Origin of the sequence: Pseudomonas sp. Leaf48 (assembly GCF_001421885.1) — a bacterium.
Taxonomy (GTDB): domain Bacteria; phylum Pseudomonadota; class Gammaproteobacteria; order Pseudomonadales; family Pseudomonadaceae; genus Aquipseudomonas.
Genome location: NZ_LMLH01000023.1, coordinates 380,927 through 400,252, shown reverse-complemented (window position 1 = coordinate 400,252; position 19,326 = coordinate 380,927). Strand labels below are relative to the sequence as shown.

Below are 19,326 nucleotides of genomic sequence, written 5' to 3'. Positions count from 1 at the left end.
CCCTGGTCTGGGGCGCCGGCCTGCTGCTGTCGTTCATCAGCAACCGCGTGCAGATCAACCATTTGCAGACCTCACTCAGCGCCCTGCAGCAAGCCGCCCCCGGCGACGCGCAATTGAGCGCCCTCAACGAACTGACCCGCGAACTCGGCCGCCTGGACTACCGCGCCACCCACGGCACCCCGTGGTACCAACGTTTCGGCCTGAACCAGAACGATGCACTACTGGCCACGCTATGGCCGCGTTACGTCGAAGCCAACCAGCGCCTGCTGCGTGACCCGGCGGCAGCCACTCTCAAGGCCCGGCTCAACGCCTTGGTCAAGCTGCCCCCGGACAGCCCCGAACGCGCCAAGCGCGCCCAATCCGCCTACGCGCAACTCAAGGCCTACCTGATGCTGGCCCGCCCGGAAAAAACCGATCCAGCCTTCCTCGCCAAGGGCCTGACCGACGCCGAACCACAACGCGCGGACTTTTCCCCTGGCCTTTGGCAAGCACTGGCGCCAGCCCTGTGGCAGTTCTATGCCGAACAATTGGCCGCCCACCCAGAGTGGCGCATCGACGCCGATCCCAAGCTGGTGGCCCAGGTCCGCCAGGTGCTGATCAGCCAGCTAGGCCAGCGCAACGGCGAAGCGACCCTGTACCAAACCGTGCTCGACAACGCAGCCAATCACGCCCCGGCCCTGGGGCTGGCGCAGATGGTCGGCGACACCGAGGCGGCGGGGCTGTTTGCCACGTCGGCGCAGGTGCCCGGCGTGTTCACCCGTCAGGCCTGGGAAGGGCAGGTGCGCCCGGCCATCGAGGCCATCGCCGAGGCGCGGCGCGAGGAGATTGACTGGGTGCTCAGCGACAACCCGGGGCGTCTCGCCGCCGACCTCAGCCCGGAGCAGCTCAAGCAGCGCCTGACCGACCGTTACTTCCAGGACTACGCCCATGCCTGGCTGGATTTTCTCAACCAGCTGCGCTGGCAACCGGTCGACAGCCTCGGCGAGGTGATCGACCAGTTGGCGCTGATGAGCGATGTGCGCCAGTCGCCGCTGATCGCGCTGATGAACACCTTGGCCTATCAGGGCCAGGCCGGCACTCGTCGCCAGGCGCTTGGCGACTCCCTGGTGSAGTCGGCGCAGCAACTGCTCGGCAAAGAACCTACACCGCTGATCGAACAGGGCGTGCCTGGTACTGGCAGCCCGCTGGATGCCACCTTCGGGCCACTGCTGACCCTGCTCGGCAAAGACGCCGACAACCAAAGCGACAGCGAACGCCTGAGCCTGCAAGCCTTCCTCAATCGCGTCACCCGGGTGCGCCTGAAGCTGCAACAAGTGAGYAACGCACCCAACCCGCAGGCGATGACCCAGGCTCTGGCGCAAAGCGTGTTCCAGGGGCACAGCGTCGACCTCACCGACACCCAATCCTACGGCAGCCTGCTCGCCGCCAGCCTCGGYGCCGAGTGGGACGGCATCGGCCAGACGCTGTTCGTGCAGCCGCTGGAGCAGGCCTGGCARCGRGTSCTGCAACCCTCGGTGGCCGGCCTCAACAGCCAGTGGCAGCGGGCRATCGTGCGTGACTGGCAGGGCGCGTTTGCCGGGCGCTAYCCCTTTGCCGCCGCCGGCAGCGATGCCTCGTTGCCGATGCTCGGGCAGATGATCCGTGCCGACGCCGGGCGCATCGACCAGTTCCTCCAGCAGCAACTGGGTGGCGTGCTGCGCAAGGAAGGCAGCCGCTGGGTGCCCGACGCGCGGCACAGCCAGGGCCTGCACTTCAATCCGCAGTTCCTCGCGGCGRTCAACCAGCTCAGCCAMCTCGCCGACGTGCTCTACACCGATGGCGGCATGGGCCTGAGCTTCGAGTTGCGCGGCAAACCGGTGCGCGACGTGGTSCAGACCACCTTCATCCTCAACGGCGAAAAGCATGAATACTTCAACCAGAAGGAAAGCTGGCAGCGCTTCAGCTGGCCGGGTTTCAGCCATCACCCGGGCACGCGCCTGAGCTGGATCAGCGTGCAGGCCAACGAGCGCCTGTTCGGCGACTACGAAGGCACCTGGGGCCTGATCCGCCTGNTTCAGCCATCACCCGGGCACGCGCCTGAGCTGGATCAGCGTGCAGGCCAACGAGCGCCTGTTCGGCGACTACGAAGGCACCTGGGGCCTGATCCGCCTGCTCGAACAGGCGAAAGTCACCGCGCTGAACGACACCGACAGCCAGTTCCGCGTGCAGCTCAGGGCCCCCGACGGCCTCGACCTGACCTGGCACTTGCGCACCGAACTGGGTGCGGGGCCGCTGGCGTTGCTGAAGTTGCGCGGATTTGAATTGCCGGCGCAGATTTTTCTCGGCAAGGGTTGACGAGTGCTGCAACAGGGAAGGGGATTGGCTTAAAGTCGGGTACGGCAATAACAGGCTTTGTGTTATTCCAATCGCCCCCCCCTGATTGATTCCATTGAGAGGCAGTGATGTTCAAAGGCATTCTGGTCGACAAAGACGACAGTGGTTACCAGGCCACCGTACAAGAGATCGATGACGATCAACTGCCCGAGGGCGATGTCACGGTTCGCGTGACGTACAGTACGTTGAACTTCAAGGATGGCCTGGCAATTACCGGCAGCAGTCCGGTGGTGCGCAAGTTTCCGATGGTGCCGGGGATTGATCTGGCAGGGACTGTCGAAAGCAGCGAGCATCCGGATTACAAGGTCGGTGACAGTGTCCTGCTCAATGGCTGGGGCGTGGGTGAAGGGCACTGGGGTGGCCTGGCGCAGAAAGCCCGCCTGAACGGCGACTGGCTGATCCCGCTACCCAAGGCGTTCACCGCCGCGCAGGCGATGGCCGTCGGCACCGCGGGTTACACGGCGATGTTGTGCATTCTGGCGCTGGAGCATAACGGTGTGACGCCGGAGCAAGGCGAAGTGCTGGTGACTGGCGCCAACGGTGGTGTCGGCAGTTTCGCCATCGCGCTGCTGAGCCGACTGGGCTATCGAGTGGTCGCATCCACCGGGCGTACGTCGGAACACGATTACCTGAAGCGACTGGGCGCCAGCGAAATCATCGACCGCGCGAGCTTGTCCGGTCCAGGCAAGCCCCTGGCCAAGGAGCGTTGGGCAGCTGTCATCGATTCAGTCGGCAGCCACACATTGGCCAACGCCTGTGCCAGCACTAAAGCCAATGGCACCGTCGCTGCCTGTGGCCTGGCCCAAGGCATGGACTTTCCGGCTTCCGTCGCACCCTTCATTTTGCGCGGCGTGACCCTGGCCGGCATCAACAGCGTGACTCAGCCGAAGGCTAAACGGATCGAGGCGTGGAATCGCCTGGCCGAGGATCTGGATTTCGACCTGTTGTCGCTGATCAGCCATGAAATCGGTTTGAGCGAGGCCATCGACGCCGCTCCGCGCTTGCTCGCTGGCCAGTTGCGCGGGCGGGTGGTGGTCGATGTGAACCGCTGACAGCCCGGGATCGCGGTCTGGCGCTGCGATATTTACTTGGGGTAAAGCGGCGGCAGGCCACTGTCGCCGACCGGGTCCTGAACCCGTTCGGCAATCGGTATCGCCTTGATCGCCCGCCACAACTCGTCGCCTTGCCAGTGCTGGCCGGTTGCGCTGTACAGCGCGCCGTTGAGGCCGTCGAGGGCGTCGGACAGCGGCACGAAGCGCGCAGCCATGTCAGCCAGGGTTTCCGGTTGTTGCCGGGCCCAGGCATCGAGGGCCTGGCGGGTAGCGTGGGAGTCGTTGGCCTGGCAGGCACGCTTTAGATCGTCCAGCACGGTGCGCGGGCTCGGTCCGGTTTGTGCCGTGCGCAGCACCGCCGGTTGCCAGCGACCGCGCCACCACAGGCCGAAGCCGAGCAGGGTGGTACAGGCCAGAACCAGGGTGCTCAGTTGCCAGCGCCAGAGGGTGGCGCTGTCAACGCTGGCCTCGACCGGTGCCGCACCCGCCGGAGTGTCGACCACCAGGCTCGGATTGGCCGCAACGTGCAGGGTACGCGCCGGCAGGCTGCTGTGTTCCAGATGGTCTTCAAAGGTATTCCACCAGACCACTTCGACGGCCGGCAGCTCAATGGCGCCAGTGCGGGTCGGCACCAAGGCCTCGCGGTCCTCACGGCTACCGACCAGGCCACGTTCGCTGTTCTGGTGGCCCACTACCGGCTGATCCGGATAACGCCGCAGGCCGGCGACCTCGGTGCCCGGTAGCGGCGGCAGTTGCGTGCTGGCCAGGCCTTCGGCTTTTACCGTCAGGCTGCGCGTCAGCGAATCGCCGACCTGGGCGTGATCGGGCTCCGGGTTCCAGCTCTCGCTCAGCGTCAGGCTGCGGGCGGGCAGCCAAGGGGCATCGGCCGGGTAGGTGAGGGGCTTGGCCATGACTGTCAACAGCAGCTCGGTGGAGCTGATGCGCATCAGCTTGCCGGACTTGGCCCCTTGGCTGGCGGCGTTCGGTGCAGGTTGCGCCTCGACCAGCGCGGCATTGAAGACCTGTGCCGGAATGATCAGTTCGCCGCTGTGTTGCGGGTAGATCGCGTAACGCATTTCAATGACGCCGTGGCGCACATCGTCAATATCCTTCTCGTAGGTGCGCGACTCGCCCAGTTGTTCGATGCGCGCGTCGGGAATCTGCAGGGGGGGCAGGCTGCTGTCGTCGTACAGCGACACCGAATGGTAAATGCGCAAGGTCAGGATGGCCTGTGCCTGCACGTACACGCTGCTCTGGTCGAGGCTGGCGTCGATGAATACTGCAGCGCGTTTGTTCGGGTTGTCCGGCGTTGCGCTCTCGACCACTTGCAGGGTGATCGGCTGGCTCTGGATCTCACCCAATTGCAGGGGCGGGATCACCACACTGCCGTTCTGCCGGGGCAGCAAGGTAATGATCCAGCGCGTGGTCGCGCGATTGTCGCCACTGAGGGTGTTCAACTGGTTGACCTGGCGCGTGCCGCGCACTTCGAACAGCGGCTCCAGCGGTGTCATGTCAGGTTTGCCAAACTGCGTCACGTCGCTGGATTCCAGGGTCAACTCGACCGTCTCGCCGGAATTCAGGCGGCTGCGATCGACACTGGCGACCAGCTCCGCTGCCTGTGCCTGCAGGGTGCAGAGCAACAGGGCCGGGAGCAGGGCGAATAATGAGGCGGTGAAGCGGGTCATCGAATGTCTTCCTGATCCTGATGTTGCTGCTGTTCGTACCAGAATTTGCGCCTGAGCAATTCTGCGGGGTCGTCCGGGATCTGCCGCAGCCACTGTTCCAGCGCTTGGCGCTGTTCGCCTTCGATGCTGTCAGTGGCAGGACGCATGGGCGGCCTGGTGTGTTGCTCGTCGCCCAACTCGCTGCCAGGGACTTCGTTGGCGCCGGGCCCGGGAGGTGTATCCGGCGGTTGCTGGTCGCCTGGCTCGGCCTGCGGGCTTTCGGATGCCGTTTCGTTGCTGCTGGACGGCTCGCTGGTGGCGCCCGGCGGGGGCGCCTGCGTTTCGATTTCGGGCTGGGCGCCCGGGGTCGGCTCCGGCTCGGGCGGGGCACTGGCTTTTTGCTTGAGCAGACTTTCCACCAGTGCCTTGTTGGTCAATGCCGGACGCAGGTCCGGTTGCTGCTCCAGTGCCTGTTCATACGCGTCGACGGCCGCTTCCAGCTCGCCACTTCTGGCCAGGGCATTGCCTCGATTGTAGTGGGCGTGGGCGTCGTTGCCTTCCGCGAACCGCTCGGCGGCCCCGGCGTAATCACCAGCTTCGTAGAGGGCCACCCCTTGCCACTGATGATTCTGGAAATGTTGCGCCGCCTCGGCCGGGCGTTTTTTCTTGAGCAAATGCAGGCCCCTTTGGTCGGGACGCAACCACAAGTCCTGGAAGTCGAAGGCGTGGGCCGGTTGCGGCAATACCAGTAACAGCGGCAGGCACAGCAGCCAGCCGCGACGGCCGGCGCAGGCAGCCAGCAGCAACAATGGCAGTAGCAGCCAATAGCCTTGGTCGGCCCAGGTGTCGAGGCGCAAGGTCTGGCCGTCGTTGCGCAAGTGGCTTGGGCCGTCGAGCACGCCCAGGGCGCGCAGATCGGCATCACTCAGGCGCGCGTGGCGATAGCGACCGTCCAGGTCATTGGCAAATGCTTTCAGGCCAGGTTCGTCCAGACGAGGTACCAGAATCGCTCCCTGTTCGTCCTTGAGGAAGCTGCCGTCTTCCTGGGTGATCGGCGACCCTTCGGCGGTGCCGATGCCGAGCATCAGGAACTGCGTGGATTTGCCTGCCAAGGCGCGGCGAATCCCCTGGCGTTCCTGCTCGGTCAAGGATGAGCCGATCAGAAGGATTCGACCGTCACCCAGCGCAGCCTGGTCCAGCAACGCCAGCGCCTTGGTCACCGCCAGATCGGCGCGATGTCCGGCCTGGGGCATCAACGACGGTTTGAGCGCCTCCAGCAGATTGCGGCTGGTTGCCAGGTCATCGGACAACGGCACCAGCGTGTGCGCGCTACCGGCGTAGACGACGATAGCGGTCTGCGCATCACTGCGCACTTGCAGCAGGTCGAAGAGCTTGCGCCGAGCCTGCTCAAGGCGGTTGGGCATCACGTCGGTGGCGAGCATTTCCGGGGTCAGTTCCAGCAGCACCACCATGGGGTCGGCAGGTTTCTGGCTGGTTTGTTCAACCCGCTGCCAGCTCGGGCCCAGCAGCGCACCCATGGCCAACATCCACGCCACACCGAGGGCGATCCAGGGCAGCTTGCTTTCGCGGCCACTGCCGCCACTGAGCAGCGCGGCATGAAAGGCCGGTGGCAGAATCATCTGCCAGCGCCCGGCGCGCTTTTGCCGATGCCAAAGTTGCCAGAACAACCAGCCAAGCAGTGGCAGCAACAATAGCCACCAGGGACGGAACCAGTACGGCCACAGCGCACTCATCGTCGCCTCCGAAGACGCAGGCGTTTGAGACGCTGGCGCCAGTCCGGCAGCAATTGCGTTTGCAAAAACAGGTCCTTGTTAAACAGACGTTGCAGGGGGTGATCCGGCCAGAGCACCCGGGCTACCAACAGTATGCTCAGCAGCAGGGCCAGGGCCAGCGGCCATTGATACAGCGCCTGCGCCGGGCGCGCCTGGGTTGGTTGCTGGGCCACGGGCTCAAGTTGATCGAGGGTGTCCTTGATCGCTTGCAGCTCCTTGCCATCACGGGCGCGGAAATACTGGCCGCCGGTGGCCTCGGCGATCTCTATCAGCGAAGGTTCATCGAGGTCCAGGCTGGGATTGAGGCCAAGCAAACCCAGGGTGCCGCTTTCTTCCGGGTCGGCGCCGATGCCGATCGGGTAGATTTTCACACCTTCCCTGGCGGCCAGCCGCGCTGCCGTGAGCGGATCGATTTCGCCACCGTTGTTGGCGCCGTCAGTGACCAGAATCAGCACTCGACTCTGGGCCGGCCGCAGACGCAGGCGTTTGAGGGCCAGGCCGATGGCGTCGCCAATGGCAGTGTTTTTGCCGGCGATGCCGATGCGCGCTTCATCGAGCCAAACCCTCACGGTGCGCCGGTCGAAGGTCAGCGGCGCCTGGACGTATGCCTGGCTGCCGAACAGGATCAGGCCAACCCGATCACCTTCACGGCTTTCAAGGAAGTCGCCGAGCAACAACTGGACCAGAGTCAGGCGACTGACGTCCTCGTCTTGCCATTGCATGTCGGGAAAATCCATGGACCCCGAGACGTCCACCGCTACCAGCAGGTCGCGCCCACTGGCGGCAATCGGCACAGGTTCACCCAGCCATTGCGGGCGTGCCGTCGCCGCCAGTAACAGCAACCACAGCAGGATGAACGGCGCCTGCTGGCGCCAGGCCGGCAGGTTGGCACGGGCGCGGCGGCGTGCCAGGCCTTCCAGATCACTGAGAAAGCTGACTTTGAGCGCCGGTTCGCCACTGTCGGCCACCGGCAGCACCAGGCGCATCAGCCACGGCAATGGCAATAGGATAAAAACCCACGGCCAGGCGAATTCAAACATGCTTGCGAATCCATGTGTCGACGGCCTGGGTCAGGCCGGCGATGGCCTTGTCGTCGAGTTTGCATTCTGGTTTGTAGGCACCTTCGACCAGCACCATCCAGCGGGTCAGGCCGGCCGCCGGGCAGCGGTTGTCGAGGAACGCCAGCCATTTGCGGCCGTTGAGGGTATGGCTCTGGCTGTAGGGGTAATGGTTGCGGCACAGGCGCTTGAGCAACCCGTTCACTTGCTGCAACCAGGCACCGGCCGGTGCGCCGTCATAGGGCTTGGGCATCGCCTTCAGTTCCGCCAGTGCGGCGAGGCGCACCGGGTCCAGGGGTTGTTCGGTGCGGACCACGGGGCGCTTGATCGAAATAAAATGCCGCAACTTCCACAAGCCGAAACCGATCAGTGGCAGTAACAACAGCAGCAACCACCAGCCCGGTGCCGGCGGCCAGAAACCGATGGGGGGAGGGGAGATCAAAGGCTGCAGTTGTTCGAGTCCGTTCATCGTCCTTTCCCCGGCTTCTGTGGGTTCAGGTATTCGCGCAATTGCTCGACCATTTCGCTCTGGGTACTCAAGGGCATCAGCAGCACCCGCAGCTTTTGCGCGAGCAGTTCCCAGCGAGCGATGCGCTGTTCAGCCTGGGCGCGGTACGTCTGGCGCAGTTCGAAGTTGAGCGTATCGAGCTCAAGCTGTGCGCCGCGCTCGGCGAAGCGCAACAAGCCGGCGGCGGGCAGGGCGTGATCCAGCGGATCGGAGAGTGGCAGCAGCAACAGATCGCAATGGCGCGCCAGCAGGCTCAGCTGTTGCTCGGCACTGTCCGACAGCGCGCGTTCGTCGCAGATGACGATCACCAGGCTGCCCGGACGCGATACCTCCCGTGCACGGCGCAGGGCGATGCCAAAGGCGTCGCGGTCCGGCACGCTTTCGCTATGCAGCGACTGGTTGACCCGCACCAGGCGGTTGAGCAACTGCAGCAGGCTTTGTTTGCTGCGCCGGGGTTTGATTTCGTAATGCTCGTTGTCACCGTAAACCAGCCCGCCAACCCGATCGTTATGACCCAGGGCTGCCCAGCCGATCAGGCTGGCCGCCTGTGCGGCCAGCACCGATTTGAACATCAGGCCCGAGCCGAAAAACAGCCGGCGGCTTTGTTCGACCATGATGAAAATCGGCCGCTCGCGTTCTTCATGGAACAGCTTGGTGTGGGGCTCCTGGGTCCGGGCGGTGACGCGCCAGTCGATGGTGCGCACATCGTCACCGGCCTGATAGACCCGCACCTGGTCGAAGTCCACGCCACGGCCACGCAGCTTGGAGTGGTGCAGGCCGATCAGCGGGCTGCGCTGGCCTGGACCTGCGAACAGTTGTACTTCGCGCACGCGATGACGCATCTCGATCAGATCGGCGAGGCTGACGCGGATGCCCGGCTCGGGCGGCAGGCTGGCGTTCATCGGGGTCAAGCGACGGCTACGACGTCGAGAATCCGCTGGACGACCCGGTCCTGATCAATGCCGGCGGCTTCGGCTTCAAAGGAAAGAATGATGCGGTGACGCAAGACGTCAAACAGCACCGCCTGGATGTCTTCCGGGCTGACGAAGTCGCGACCGGCCAGCCAGGCGTGGGCCCGGGCGCAGCGGTCGAGGGCGATGGAGCCGCGAGGACTGGCGCCGTAGGCGATCCACTCGGCCATCTCCGGGTCGAACTTGGCCGGCGTGCGGGTAGCCATGACCAACTGCACCAGGTATTCCTCCACGGCGTCGGCCATGTACAAACCGAGGATTTCCTTGCGTGCGGCGAAGATCGTCTGCTGGGTAACCCTGCGCTCAGGCTTGGCTTCACCGTTGAGGGCTTCGCCGCGGGCCTGTTGCAGGATCTTGCGTTCAACCGCCGCGTCCGGGAAACCGATTTTCACGTGCATCAGGAAGCGGTCGAGCTGGGCTTCCGGCAGCGGATAGGTACCTTCCTGCTCGATGGGGTTTTGCGTGGCCATCACCAAAAACAGCGGCGACAGCTCATAGGTGCTGCGCCCGACACTGACCTGCCGCTCGCCCATGGCTTCGAGCAAAGCCGACTGAACCTTGGCCGGGGCACGGTTGATTTCGTCCGCGAGTACCAGGTTGTGGAAGATCGGGCCCTGCTGGAACACGAAACTGCCGGTTTCCGGACGGTAGATTTCCGTGCCGGTGATGTCGGCCGGCAACAGGTCGGGGGTGAACTGGATGCGATGGAACTGGGCTTCGATGCCTTCGGCGAGTTCTTTGATGGCCTTGGTCTTGGCCAGGCCAGGGGCGCCCTCGACCAGCATGTGGCCGTCGGCGAGCAGGGCGATGAGCAAGCGCTCGATGAGCTTTTCCTGGCCGAGAATCTGCGTTGAAAGAAAGGTTCGCAGCGCTAGCAGCGCTTCACGATGTTCCATCGATGACTGTTCCTGCAAAAGGGTGGCCGAGGACGTTCGAAATACGCCAGGGCTGGGGGCGTTACTTTAATCCATCGCAGGGGGCGGCGACTAACGGCATTTTGCGCAAAGTGCGGGAAATGATGGGCAATGGGTGTAGGAATTTTCTACAGATCAGACGGTGCGGTGCTCTCTCGGGCCAATTCGCGAGCAAGCCCGCTCCCACAGTTGACCCTGTTCTTCCAGTAAGAATGATCAAATGTGGGAGCGGGCTTGCTCGCGAAGGCGTCCGCTCAAACGCCGGGATTTAGAGCTGGCTGATATAAGTGCCGGTGCCTTTGAGAATGTTCTGCAAGGTTTCTTCAACTTCGGCCATTTCCACCATGTCAGGGTTGAAGGTGATCTCCAGCACATCGTCGCCATTGAGCACATCGGCATCCGTCGCAGCAATTTCGATCTTCAAAAGGGTAGCGCTCAGGGTGACTTTCACACCATCCAAGGTCGAAGGCTCGCCATCGAGGGTGATCTCCAGTTCATCTTCATCCGGATAGCGACTCATCAGGAACATTTCGCCCTTTTCGCTGTGGCAGCAGAGCATGGCCATGTTGTCTTCTTCGTCGTCGCAAGGGTTGACGATCAAGAGGGCGGTTTTCATTTTCATGGGAGTTTCCTGGCTCGGCGAGCGTGTTGGACGCAGTGAAGGACAATTCTGCCAGCCCGCAGGAATTTCTGCTCGTTCGGCTGTCTATGAGGCTGTCGTGACCAATGAGAGTGTTACTGGTCATTTCTAGTACGTACGTGCCGTAAAACCTGACGTAAAGCCGTCATTTTTCTGCGCGACTGCTAGTGTTAATCGATGCCCGCACCCGAAGCTGCGTACCGTTGACCGAATATGTCGCAGCACCGCAAGCATGGGCCTTGCCGCTCTCGTTAAGCTGCGCAACGGATGAACACCTGTAAAGACATTGTGCTGCACGCGGCCAGTCGTTTTTGCAGATGCCCATCCAGGTAAAGTGAATGTGACCCGAGTGTCTTGTTCAGCTTCACCCACCTGTCACCCTGTTTCCTCTGCCCGAGAATCAGGAGCCGGGTGACGGACCCGCCCCGCAAGGGGTTTTGCACGCGAAGCTTCCATCAATAACAAGCCCAAGCGGAGTACCACAGATGGCGTTCTTCACCGCAGCCAGCAAAGCCGACTTCCAGCACCAACTGCAAGCGGCACTGGCGCAGCACATCAGTGAACAGGCACTGCCACAAGTGGCGCTGTTCGCTGAACAATTCTTCGGCATCATTTCCCTTGACGAGCTGACCCAGCGTCGGTTGTCAGACCTTGCTGGCTGCACCCTTTCTGCATGGCGTCTACTTGAACGCTTCGATCACGCACAGCCACAAGTGCGGGTCTACAACCCGGATTACGAGCGCCACGGCTGGCAGTCGACCCACACCGCCGTCGAAGTGCTGCACCACGACCTGCCATTCCTGGTGGACTCGGTGCGTACCGAGCTGAACCGTCGCGGCTACAGCATTCATACCCTGCAAACCACTGTGCTGAGCGTGCGTCGCGGCAGCAAAGGCGAGTTGCTGGAAATCCTGCCGAAAGGCACCCAGGGCGACGACGTTCAGCAAGAGTCGTTGATGTACCTGGAAATCGACCGTTGCGCCAACACCGCCGAGCTCAATGTCCTGAGCAAGGAACTGGAGCAGGTGCTCGGTGAAGTGCGCGTGGCCGTTGGCGATTTCGAGCCGATGAAAGCCAAGGTCGAGGAAATCCTGAGCAAACTGGACAACAGCCAGTTCGCCGTCGATGCCGACGAAAAGAACGAAATCAAGAGTTTCCTGGAATGGCTGGTGGGTAACCACTTCACCTTCCTGGGCTATGAAGAGTTCGTGGTGCGCGATGAGGCCGATGGTGGCCATATCGTCTACGACCAGGACTCCTTCCTCGGCCTGACCAAACTGCTGCGCGCCGGCCTGACCTACGATGACCTGCGCATCGAAGACTACGCCGTGAACTACCTGCGCGAGCCGACCCTGCTGTCGTTCGCCAAGGCCGCGCACCCAAGCCGCGTGCACCGCCCGGCTTACCCCGATTACGTATCGATCCGTGAAATCGACGCCGACGGCAACGTCATCAAGGAATGCCGTTTCATGGGCCTGTACACCTCCTCGGTGTATGGCGAGAGCGTGCGGGTCATCCCGTTCATCCGCCGCAAGGTCGAGGAAATCGAGCGCCGCTCCGGCTTCCAGTCCAAGGCCCACCTGGGCAAGGAGCTGGCGCAGGTACTCGAAGTGCTGCCCCGCGACGATCTGTTCCAGACCCCGGTTGACGAGCTGTTCAGCACCGTGATGTCGATCGTGCAGATCCAGGAACGCAACAAGATCCGCGTATTCCTGCGCAAAGACCCGTACGGCCGTTTCTGCTACTGCCTGGCCTACGTGCCGCGTGACATCTATTCCACCGAAGTGCGCCAGAAGATCCAGCAAGTGCTGATGGATCGCCTGAAAGCCTCGGATTGCGAGTTCTGGACCTTCTTCTCCGAGTCCGTGCTGGCCCGCGTACAGTTGATCCTGCGCGTCGACCCGAAAAACCGCATCGACATCGACCCGCTGTTGCTGGAAAAAGAAGTCGTACAAGCCTGCCGTAGCTGGCAGGACGATTACGCCAGCCTGACGGTCGAGAGTTTCGGTGAGGCCAATGGCACCAACGTGCTGGCCGACTTCCCGAAAGGCTTCCCGGCCGGTTATCGCGAGCGCTTCGCTGCGCACTCGGCTGTGGTCGACATGCAACACCTGCTGAGCCTGAGCGAAAAAAATCCACTGGTGATGAGCTTCTATCAGCCACTGGGCCAGGTTTCGGGCCAGCGCATGCTGCACTGCAAGCTGTACCACGCAGACACCCCTCTGGCGCTGTCCGACGTGCTGCCGATCCTGGAAAACCTCGGCCTGCGCGTGCTGGGTGAGTTCCCGTATCGCCTGCGTCACACCAATGGCCGCGAGTTCTGGATTCACGATTTCGCGTTCACCGCCGCCGAAGGCCTGGAACTCGATATCCAGCAACTCAACGACACCTTGCAGGACGCGTTCGTCCACATTGTGCGTGGCGATGCCGAGAACGATGCATTCAACCGCTTGGTACTGACTGCCGGCCTGCCTTGGCGCGACGTGGCGCTGCTGCGTGCCTATGCCCGTTACATGAAGCAGATTCGTCTGGGCTTCGACCTGGGCTACATTGCCGCCACCCTGAACAACCATACCGACATCGCTCGCGAGTTGACCCGGCTGTTCAAGACCCGTTTCTACCTGGCGCGCAAGCTGTCGGGCGACGACCTGGAAGACAAGCAGCAACGTCTGGAACACGCAATTCTTTCCGCACTGGACGACGTCCAGGTGCTCAACGAAGACCGCATCCTGCGTCGCTACCTGGACCTGATCAAGGCGACCCTGCGCACCAACTTCTACCAGACCGACGCCAACGGCCATAACAAGTCGTATTTCAGCTTCAAGTTCAACCCGCACTTGATCCCTGAACTGCCGAAACCGGTTCCTAAGTTCGAAATCTTCGTCTACTCGCCGCGCGTTGAAGGCGTGCACCTGCGCTTTGGCAACGTGGCCCGTGGTGGCCTGCGCTGGTCCGACCGTGAAGAAGACTTCCGTACTGAAGTCCTCGGCCTGGTAAAAGCCCAGCAAGTGAAAAACTCGGTGATCGTGCCGGTGGGTGCCAAGGGCGGCTTCCTGCCGCGTCGCCTGCCGCTGGGTGGCAGCCGTGACGAGATCGCGGCCGAGGGCATCGCCTGCTACCGCATCTTCATTTCCGGCCTGCTGGATATCACCGACAACCTGAAGGACGGCGCGCTGGTGCCTCCGGCCAACGTCGTGCGCCATGACGATGATGACCCGTACCTGGTGGTCGCGGCGGACAAAGGCACTGCGACCTTCTCCGACATCGCCAACGGCATCGCCATCGACTACGGCTTCTGGCTGGGTGATGCGTTCGCCTCCGGCGGTTCGGCCGGTTACGACCACAAGAAGATGGGCATCACCGCCAAGGGCGCGTGGGTTGGCGTACAACGCCACTTCCGCGAGCGCGGCATCAATGTCCAGGAAGACAGCATCACCGTGGTCGGCGTTGGTGACATGGCCGGTGACGTGTTCGGTAACGGGCTGTTGATGTCCGACAAACTGCAACTGGTTGCCGCGTTCAACCACCTGCACATCTTCATCGATCCGAATCCTGAGCCTGCCAACAGCTTCGCCGAGCGTCAGCGCCTGTTCGACCTGCCGCGTTCGGCCTGGTCCGATTACGACACCAGCATCATGTCCGAAGGCGGCGGTATCTTCTCGCGCAGCGCGAAGAGCATCGCGATCAGCCCGCAGATGAAAGAGCGCTTCGACATCCAGGCCGACAAGCTGACCCCGACCGAACTGCTCAACGCCTTGCTCAAGGCGCCGGTGGATCTGTTGTGGAACGGCGGTATCGGTACGTACGTCAAGGCCAGCAGTGAAAGCCACGCCGATGTGGGCGACAAGGCCAACGATGCACTGCGCGTGAACGGCAACGAACTGCGCTGCAAAGTGGTGGGCGAGGGCGGTAACCTGGGCATGACCCAACTGGGTCGCGTCGAATTCGGCCTCCATGGCGGCGGCTCCAACACCGACTTCATCGACAACGCCGGTGGCGTGGACTGCTCCGACCACGAAGTGAACATCAAGATCCTGCTCAACGAAGTGGTCCAGGCCGGCGACATGACCGCCAAGCAACGCAACGAGTTGCTGGCGAGCATGACCGACGAAGTCGGCTCTCTGGTGCTGGGCAACAACTACAAGCAGACCCAGGCTCTGTCCCTGGCGGCCCGTCGCGCATTGCCGCGGATTGCCGAATACAAGCGTCTGATGAACGATCTGGAAGGTCGCGGCAAGCTGGATCGCGCCATCGAGTTTCTGCCCAATGAAGAGGCGATCAACGAGCGCATCGTAGAAGGCCACGGCCTGACCCGTGCCGAGCTGTCGGTGCTGATTTCCTACAGCAAGATCGATCTCAAGGAGCAACTGCTGGGCTCCCTGGTGCCGGACGACGACTACCTGACCCGCGACATGGAAACCGCTTTCCCGCCGACCCTGGTGAGCAAGTTCTCCGCCGCCATGCGTCGTCACCGTCTCAAGCGCGAAATCGTCAGCACCCAGATCGCCAACGATCTGGTCAACCACATGGGCATCACCTTCGTTCAACGACTCAAAGAGTCGACAGGCATGAGCCCGGCGAACGTGGCCGGTGCCTATGTGATCGTGCGCGACATTTTCCATCTCCCGCACTGGTTCCGTCAGATTGAAGCGCTGGACTACCAGGTCAGCGCTGATGTGCAACTGGAGCTGATGGACGAGCTGATGCGCCTGGGCCGTCGCGCCACGCGCTGGTTCCTGCGTGCCCGCCGCAACGAGCAGAATGCTGCCCGTGACGTTGCACATTTTGGCCCGCATCTGAAAGAGTTGGGCCTCAAGCTTGATGAGCTGCTCAGTGGCGAGATCCGCGAGAACTGGCAGACCCGCTATCAGGCGTATGTCGCAGCCGGTGTACCGGAGTTGCTCGCACGCATGGTGGCTGGCACTTCGCACTTGTATACGCTGCTGCCGATCATCGAGGCTTCCGATGTGACCGGCCAGAACCCTGCCGACGTCGCGAAGGCTTACTTCGCCGTGGGCAGTGCTCTGGACATCACCTGGTACCTGCAACAGATCAGCGCTCTGCCGGTTGAAAACAACTGGCAGGCCCTGGCCCGTGAAGCGTTCCGCGATGACGTCGACTGGCAGCAACGGGCGATCACCATCTCGGTCCTGCAACAGGGCGACGGCACTCAGGATGTGGAAACACGCCTGGCGTCGTGGATGTCGCAGCACGAAAGCATGATCGAACGCTGGCGCGCCATGCTGGTGGAAATCCGTGCCGCCAGCGGTACGGACTACGCCATGTATGCGGTGGCCAACCGTGAACTGCTCGACCTGGCGTTGAGCGGCCAGACGGTAGTGCCTGCCGCTTCCAGTGTCGAACTGGAGCCGGCTGCCTGATCAGGCGCTGAATGAAAAAGCCCCGTATCGAGAGATGCGGGGTTTTTTTTGTCTGAAGGTCCTGCAGTGATTGATCGGCCCCCTTCGCGAGCAAGCCCGCTCCCACAGTGATTTATGGAGATGCCGGGGTTTGTGCCTGACGGTGATCCCCTGTGGGAGCTGGCCTGCCAGCGATGGCGGTGTGTCAGGTGACATGAATGTTGAATGTAATGCCTTCATGGGGGGAATCTCCCACAAATTCACCCAGGCGTTATACAGTGAGGGGCCATGTCTGTATCAAGGATTGAATCACTCATGCCAGCTACCGATCCGGTCATCACTCTCGAACGCTTCAACGAATCCCACATCGAAGGCCTCGCTGCGCTTTACAACGATCCGCGCATCGCCCGGCAAACCCTGCAGATGCCCTTTCAGTCCACCGAGCTCTGGCGCAAGCGCCTGGAGCCGGATAACGAACGGCTGGTGAAAGTGGTGGCCCTGCACCAGGGCGCAGTAATCGGCAACATTGGCCTTGAGCAGTTTTCGCGCATCCGCCGCAGCCACGCCGGCAGCTTCGGTATGGGCGTGGCGGTGGAGTGGCAGGGCAAGGGGGTTGGTTCGAAGTTACTGGCGACAGCCCTGGATATCGCCGACAACTGGATGAATCTGCACCGGGTCGAGCTTGCGGTGTACGCCGACAATGAAGCGGCCATCGCGCTGTACCGCAAATTCGGTTTCAAGGAAGAGGGTCTGCTTCGTGATTACGCCGTGCGCGACGGTGTGCTGGTGGACACCTTGAGCATGGCGCGTCTGCGGTTTACGCCCACGTCCGGTTGAGTCATTCGCCCAGGGAACGGCACCGCCGACTGCGCCTGCAGTGCGGTGGTGTCGAGCAGGGCCGGAGTGAAGTGTGCGGATTTGATCAACAGAGTACCACTCACCCTTTTAGTCGTACGCCGGCCGCGCGCATCTGCCATGCTCAATATCCGCAGTACTGCTCCAATCAAAGGAACACCGCAATGGACGATGTACAGCAACTGGGTGAAATGCTACGCCACTACGCAGAAAGCGAAGCGCACAAAAAACAACTGTTTGAATCGCAGTCAACCGTGTGGGCGACGCGTATCAGTGAGCTTTTCGATCAGATCGGGCAATGGCTGGAACCGGTGCTGGCGCCCAACCTGCTGGAAGTGAATCGCGAAGTATATGTGGTTTCAGGGCCGAGCATTGCGCTCGATACTTCCCCCTTCAGGACCGAGAAGCTGTCCATTTTGATTGCCGGCAAACCGGTGGAGTTCGTGCCGGATGTGATGGGGGCGGGTGGGCAGATCACATTGGCAGTGATGGGGCTGACGGCGGCGCGCTTTGGCAGCGTTTCGCTGGTTTGCCAGCCACCGGCGAGCAGTTGGCAATGGCGCAAGACCAATGGACTGAAAGACCCGGATATCTTCCCGTTTGATGCGGGTTTTCTAGCGCAGCAGTTGCAGGGTCTGATTCCGCGCGACCGGGTGTGAGATCAAACGCGACCTCGTCCCGCACCTTTTCGGGAGAGGGGCGAGGGGGCCGACCTCACCGACACCCCTCACATTTCAATATTCCCCCAGCCCGGCTTCGCCTCCTCTGGCACGCGGACGAGATCGAGCTTCCATGGGTGGACCGGACTCAGAATGCTCAGTTTTTCTTGGCCTGCTCCCACACCCTCTCTTCCTGCTCGCGAAGTTCAGGGGTGAACTCAGCCCCGAAATCTTCGGCTTCGAATACCTGGCGAATTTCGATCTCGGCCTCGGTGTCGGGCATCGGGTTGGGGCAGCGTTTGACCCATTCGATGGCTTCTTCTTTCGATTTGACCTGCCATAGCCAGAAGCCGGCGATCAACTCTTTGGTTTCGATGAACGGGCCGTCGGTCACAGTGCGTTTGTCACCTGAAAAACGCACGCGGGCACCTTTGCTGCTCGGGTGCAGGCCTTCGCCCGCAAGGAGGATGCCGGCCTTGACCAGTTCCTCGTTGTATTGGCCCATGGCGGTCAGCAGTTCCTGACTGGGCATGACGCCGGCTTCAGAGTCCTGGCTGGCTTTGATGATGATCATGAATCGCATGGTTTTTTCTCCGGTGAATGTGGCTAATTCGCTTCTAGTCGAACGGGACGGTGCCAAATCGACAACGCTGCTGACGAATTTCATCCCCGGGTGCTACCGATCCTAATGGGCGCTGTGTGCCTTTCGTCATGAACAACGGATGGCGGGCCAGCGCAGGGGTAGGCTGGTCAATGGTAACTCCAACACGGACAGTCATACGCACACACATACATACACATGGGACAGACCGATTGCGAAGTTGTATCCAGTTTTACGCTTCGACACATCACAAATCATGTTTGACCGTAGGTCGTCGGACAATTTCGTGGTTAACTTCGGCCTCGTCAAAATTCTCCACACCAACGTTCAGAAGGACTCCGTTCATGGCTCAAGTCACCCTTAAAGGCAATCCGGTTCAAGTCAACGGCCAACTGCCACAAGCCGGCTCCAAGGCGCCAGCCTTTTCCCTGGTTGCCGGCAATCTGTCCGACGTCACCCTGCAGGACTTTGCCGGCAAGCGCAAAGTACTGAACATCTTCCCAAGCGTTGACACTCCGACCTGCGCCACCTCGGTTCGCAAGTTCAACGCCCAGGCTGGTGACGTGGCCAATACCGTCGTGCTGTGCATCTCTGCCGACCTGCCATTCGCCCAGGCCCGTTTCTGTGGTGCCGAAGGCCTGGAAAACGTGCAGAACCTGTCGACCCTGCGCGGTGCCGAGTTCATCGAAAACTACGGCGTAGCCATTGCTGATGGTCCGCTCAAAGGCCTGACCGCCCGTGCTGTCGTGGTTCTGGACGAAAACGACAACGTGCTGCACAGCGAACTGGTCAGCGAAATCGGTCAGGAACCGAACTACGAAGCGGCACTGGCCGTTCTGAAGTAAGTTATTCTTTAGAATTGTTAACGGCCTGGCCCT

At 61.9% G+C, this 19,326-nt stretch carries 14 protein-coding genes and 1 pseudogene; 7 read left to right on the top strand and 8 right to left on the bottom strand.

Annotated elements, in window-relative coordinates:
• From ASE98_RS15855 to acuI, 3 genes and pseudogenes are all read left to right on the top strand, one after another.
• Positions 1-2,051, top strand: a pseudogene (locus ASE98_RS15855) (ImcF-related family protein); the annotation flags it as partial.
• 1 nt (position 2,052) lies between these two features.
• Positions 2,053-2,334: type VI secretion IcmF C-terminal domain-containing protein (locus tag ASE98_RS27275; protein ID WP_330219612.1), on the top strand; the 282-nt coding region annotated here is incomplete at its 5' end.
• Between the two features lie 107 nt (positions 2,335-2,441).
• Positions 2,442-3,425: an acrylyl-CoA reductase (NADPH) gene (acuI, locus tag ASE98_RS15850; protein ID WP_060542280.1), complete on the top strand. Its 984-nt coding sequence runs from the start codon at positions 2,442-2,444 to the stop codon at positions 3,423-3,425.
• Between the two features lie 32 nt (positions 3,426-3,457).
• Here acuI and ASE98_RS15845 read toward each other — a convergent pair whose 3' ends face one another.
• The 7 genes from ASE98_RS15845 to ASE98_RS15815 all read right to left on the bottom strand — a co-directional run bounded on the left by ASE98_RS15845 (position 3,458) and on the right by ASE98_RS15815 (position 10,955).
• Positions 3,458-5,110 (bottom strand): BatD family protein, encoded by a 1,653-nt coding sequence (locus ASE98_RS15845; protein WP_060542279.1) that lies wholly within the window; start codon positions 5,108-5,110, stop codon positions 3,458-3,460.
• The gene (locus ASE98_RS15840) at positions 5,107-6,843 is read right to left on the bottom strand and encodes a tetratricopeptide repeat protein (protein ID WP_060542278.1); all 1,737 of its coding nucleotides are present in this window, start codon (positions 6,841-6,843) and stop codon (positions 5,107-5,109) included. The genes ASE98_RS15845 and ASE98_RS15840 overlap by 4 nt, the downstream gene beginning before the upstream one ends.
• Complete coding sequence (locus ASE98_RS15835; RefSeq protein WP_060542277.1) at positions 6,840-7,922, bottom strand: vWA domain-containing protein; 1,083 nt, start codon at positions 7,920-7,922, stop codon at positions 6,840-6,842. The genes ASE98_RS15840 and ASE98_RS15835 overlap by 4 nt, the downstream gene beginning before the upstream one ends.
• Complete coding sequence (locus ASE98_RS15830; protein WP_060542276.1) at positions 7,915-8,409, bottom strand: DUF4381 domain-containing protein; 495 nt, start codon at positions 8,407-8,409, stop codon at positions 7,915-7,917. Before ASE98_RS15830 ends, ASE98_RS15835 begins: the two co-directional genes overlap by 8 nt.
• Positions 8,406-9,350 carry a DUF58 domain-containing protein gene (locus ASE98_RS15825; RefSeq protein ID WP_060542275.1) on the bottom strand — a complete coding sequence of 315 codons (945 nt, stop codon included), beginning with the start codon at positions 9,348-9,350 and terminating at the stop codon, positions 8,406-8,408. The genes ASE98_RS15830 and ASE98_RS15825 overlap by 4 nt, the downstream gene beginning before the upstream one ends.
• Positions 9,351-9,355: 5 nt before the next feature.
• Entirely contained in the window at positions 9,356-10,315 is a 960-nt protein-coding gene (locus ASE98_RS15820; protein ID WP_060542274.1) for an AAA family ATPase, read from the bottom strand.
• A gap of 286 nt (positions 10,316-10,601) precedes the next feature.
• On the bottom strand, positions 10,602-10,955 hold the full coding sequence (locus ASE98_RS15815) for a hypothetical protein (RefSeq protein WP_060542273.1): 354 nt from the start codon (positions 10,953-10,955) through the stop codon (positions 10,602-10,604).
• 503 nt (positions 10,956-11,458) lie between these two features.
• On the opposite strand from ASE98_RS15815, the gene ASE98_RS15805 reads away from it, so the two are divergent.
• From ASE98_RS15805 to ASE98_RS15795, 3 genes are all read left to right on the top strand, one after another.
• A complete protein-coding gene (locus ASE98_RS15805) occupies positions 11,459-16,354 on the top strand; it encodes an NAD-glutamate dehydrogenase (RefSeq protein ID WP_060542271.1) in 4,896 nt (1,631 codons plus the stop codon).
• A 294-nt stretch (positions 16,355-16,648) separates the two neighbouring features.
• Complete coding sequence (locus ASE98_RS15800; protein ID WP_060542270.1) at positions 16,649-17,170, top strand: GNAT family N-acetyltransferase; 522 nt, start codon at positions 16,649-16,651, stop codon at positions 17,168-17,170.
• A gap of 182 nt (positions 17,171-17,352) precedes the next feature.
• Entirely contained in the window at positions 17,353-17,847 is a 495-nt protein-coding gene (locus tag ASE98_RS15795) for a hypothetical protein (RefSeq protein ID WP_060542269.1), read from the top strand.
• A gap of 157 nt (positions 17,848-18,004) precedes the next feature.
• On the opposite strand, the gene ASE98_RS15790 is transcribed toward ASE98_RS15795, so the two are convergent.
• Positions 18,005-18,430 carry a YciI family protein gene (locus tag ASE98_RS15790; protein WP_060542268.1) on the bottom strand — a complete coding sequence of 142 codons (426 nt, stop codon included), beginning with the start codon at positions 18,428-18,430 and terminating at the stop codon, positions 18,005-18,007.
• A 362-nt stretch (positions 18,431-18,792) separates the two neighbouring features.
• Between ASE98_RS15790 and tpx the strand changes: the two genes are divergently transcribed.
• Positions 18,793-19,293 carry a thiol peroxidase gene (gene tpx, locus ASE98_RS15785; RefSeq protein WP_060542267.1) on the top strand — a complete coding sequence of 167 codons (501 nt, stop codon included), beginning with the start codon at positions 18,793-18,795 and terminating at the stop codon, positions 19,291-19,293.
• Positions 19,294-19,326 lie beyond the last annotated feature (33 nt).

What these genes read in the sequence shown, in the direction of transcription:
- ASE98_RS15840 (WP_060542278.1), bottom strand. Translation starts at nt 6,843, where the DNA reads ATGAGTGCGCTGTGGCCGTACTGGTTCCGTCCCTGGTGGCTATTGTTG.
- ASE98_RS15815 (WP_060542273.1), bottom strand. Translation starts at nt 10,955, where the DNA reads ATGAAAATGAAAACCGCCCTCTTGATCGTCAACCCTTGCGACGACGAA.
- ASE98_RS15835 (WP_060542277.1), bottom strand. Translation starts at nt 7,922, where the DNA reads ATGTTTGAATTCGCCTGGCCGTGGGTTTTTATCCTATTGCCATTGCCG.
- acuI (WP_060542280.1), top strand. Translation starts at nt 2,442, where the DNA reads ATGTTCAAAGGCATTCTGGTCGACAAAGACGACAGTGGTTACCAGGCC.
- ASE98_RS15800 (WP_060542270.1), top strand. Translation starts at nt 16,649, where the DNA reads ATGCCAGCTACCGATCCGGTCATCACTCTCGAACGCTTCAACGAATCC.
- tpx (WP_060542267.1), top strand. Translation starts at nt 18,793, where the DNA reads ATGGCTCAAGTCACCCTTAAAGGCAATCCGGTTCAAGTCAACGGCCAA.
- ASE98_RS15790 (WP_060542268.1), bottom strand. Translation starts at nt 18,430, where the DNA reads ATGCGATTCATGATCATCATCAAAGCCAGCCAGGACTCTGAAGCCGGC.
- ASE98_RS15805 (WP_060542271.1), top strand. Translation starts at nt 11,459, where the DNA reads ATGGCGTTCTTCACCGCAGCCAGCAAAGCCGACTTCCAGCACCAACTG.
- ASE98_RS15795 (WP_060542269.1), top strand. Translation starts at nt 17,353, where the DNA reads ATGGACGATGTACAGCAACTGGGTGAAATGCTACGCCACTACGCAGAA.
- ASE98_RS15845 (WP_060542279.1), bottom strand. Translation starts at nt 5,110, where the DNA reads ATGACCCGCTTCACCGCCTCATTATTCGCCCTGCTCCCGGCCCTGTTG.
- ASE98_RS15830 (WP_060542276.1), bottom strand. Translation starts at nt 8,409, where the DNA reads ATGAACGGACTCGAACAACTGCAGCCTTTGATCTCCCCTCCCCCCATC.
- ASE98_RS15820 (WP_060542274.1), bottom strand. Translation starts at nt 10,315, where the DNA reads ATGGAACATCGTGAAGCGCTGCTAGCGCTGCGAACCTTTCTTTCAACG.
- ASE98_RS15825 (WP_060542275.1), bottom strand. Translation starts at nt 9,350, where the DNA reads ATGAACGCCAGCCTGCCGCCCGAGCCGGGCATCCGCGTCAGCCTCGCC.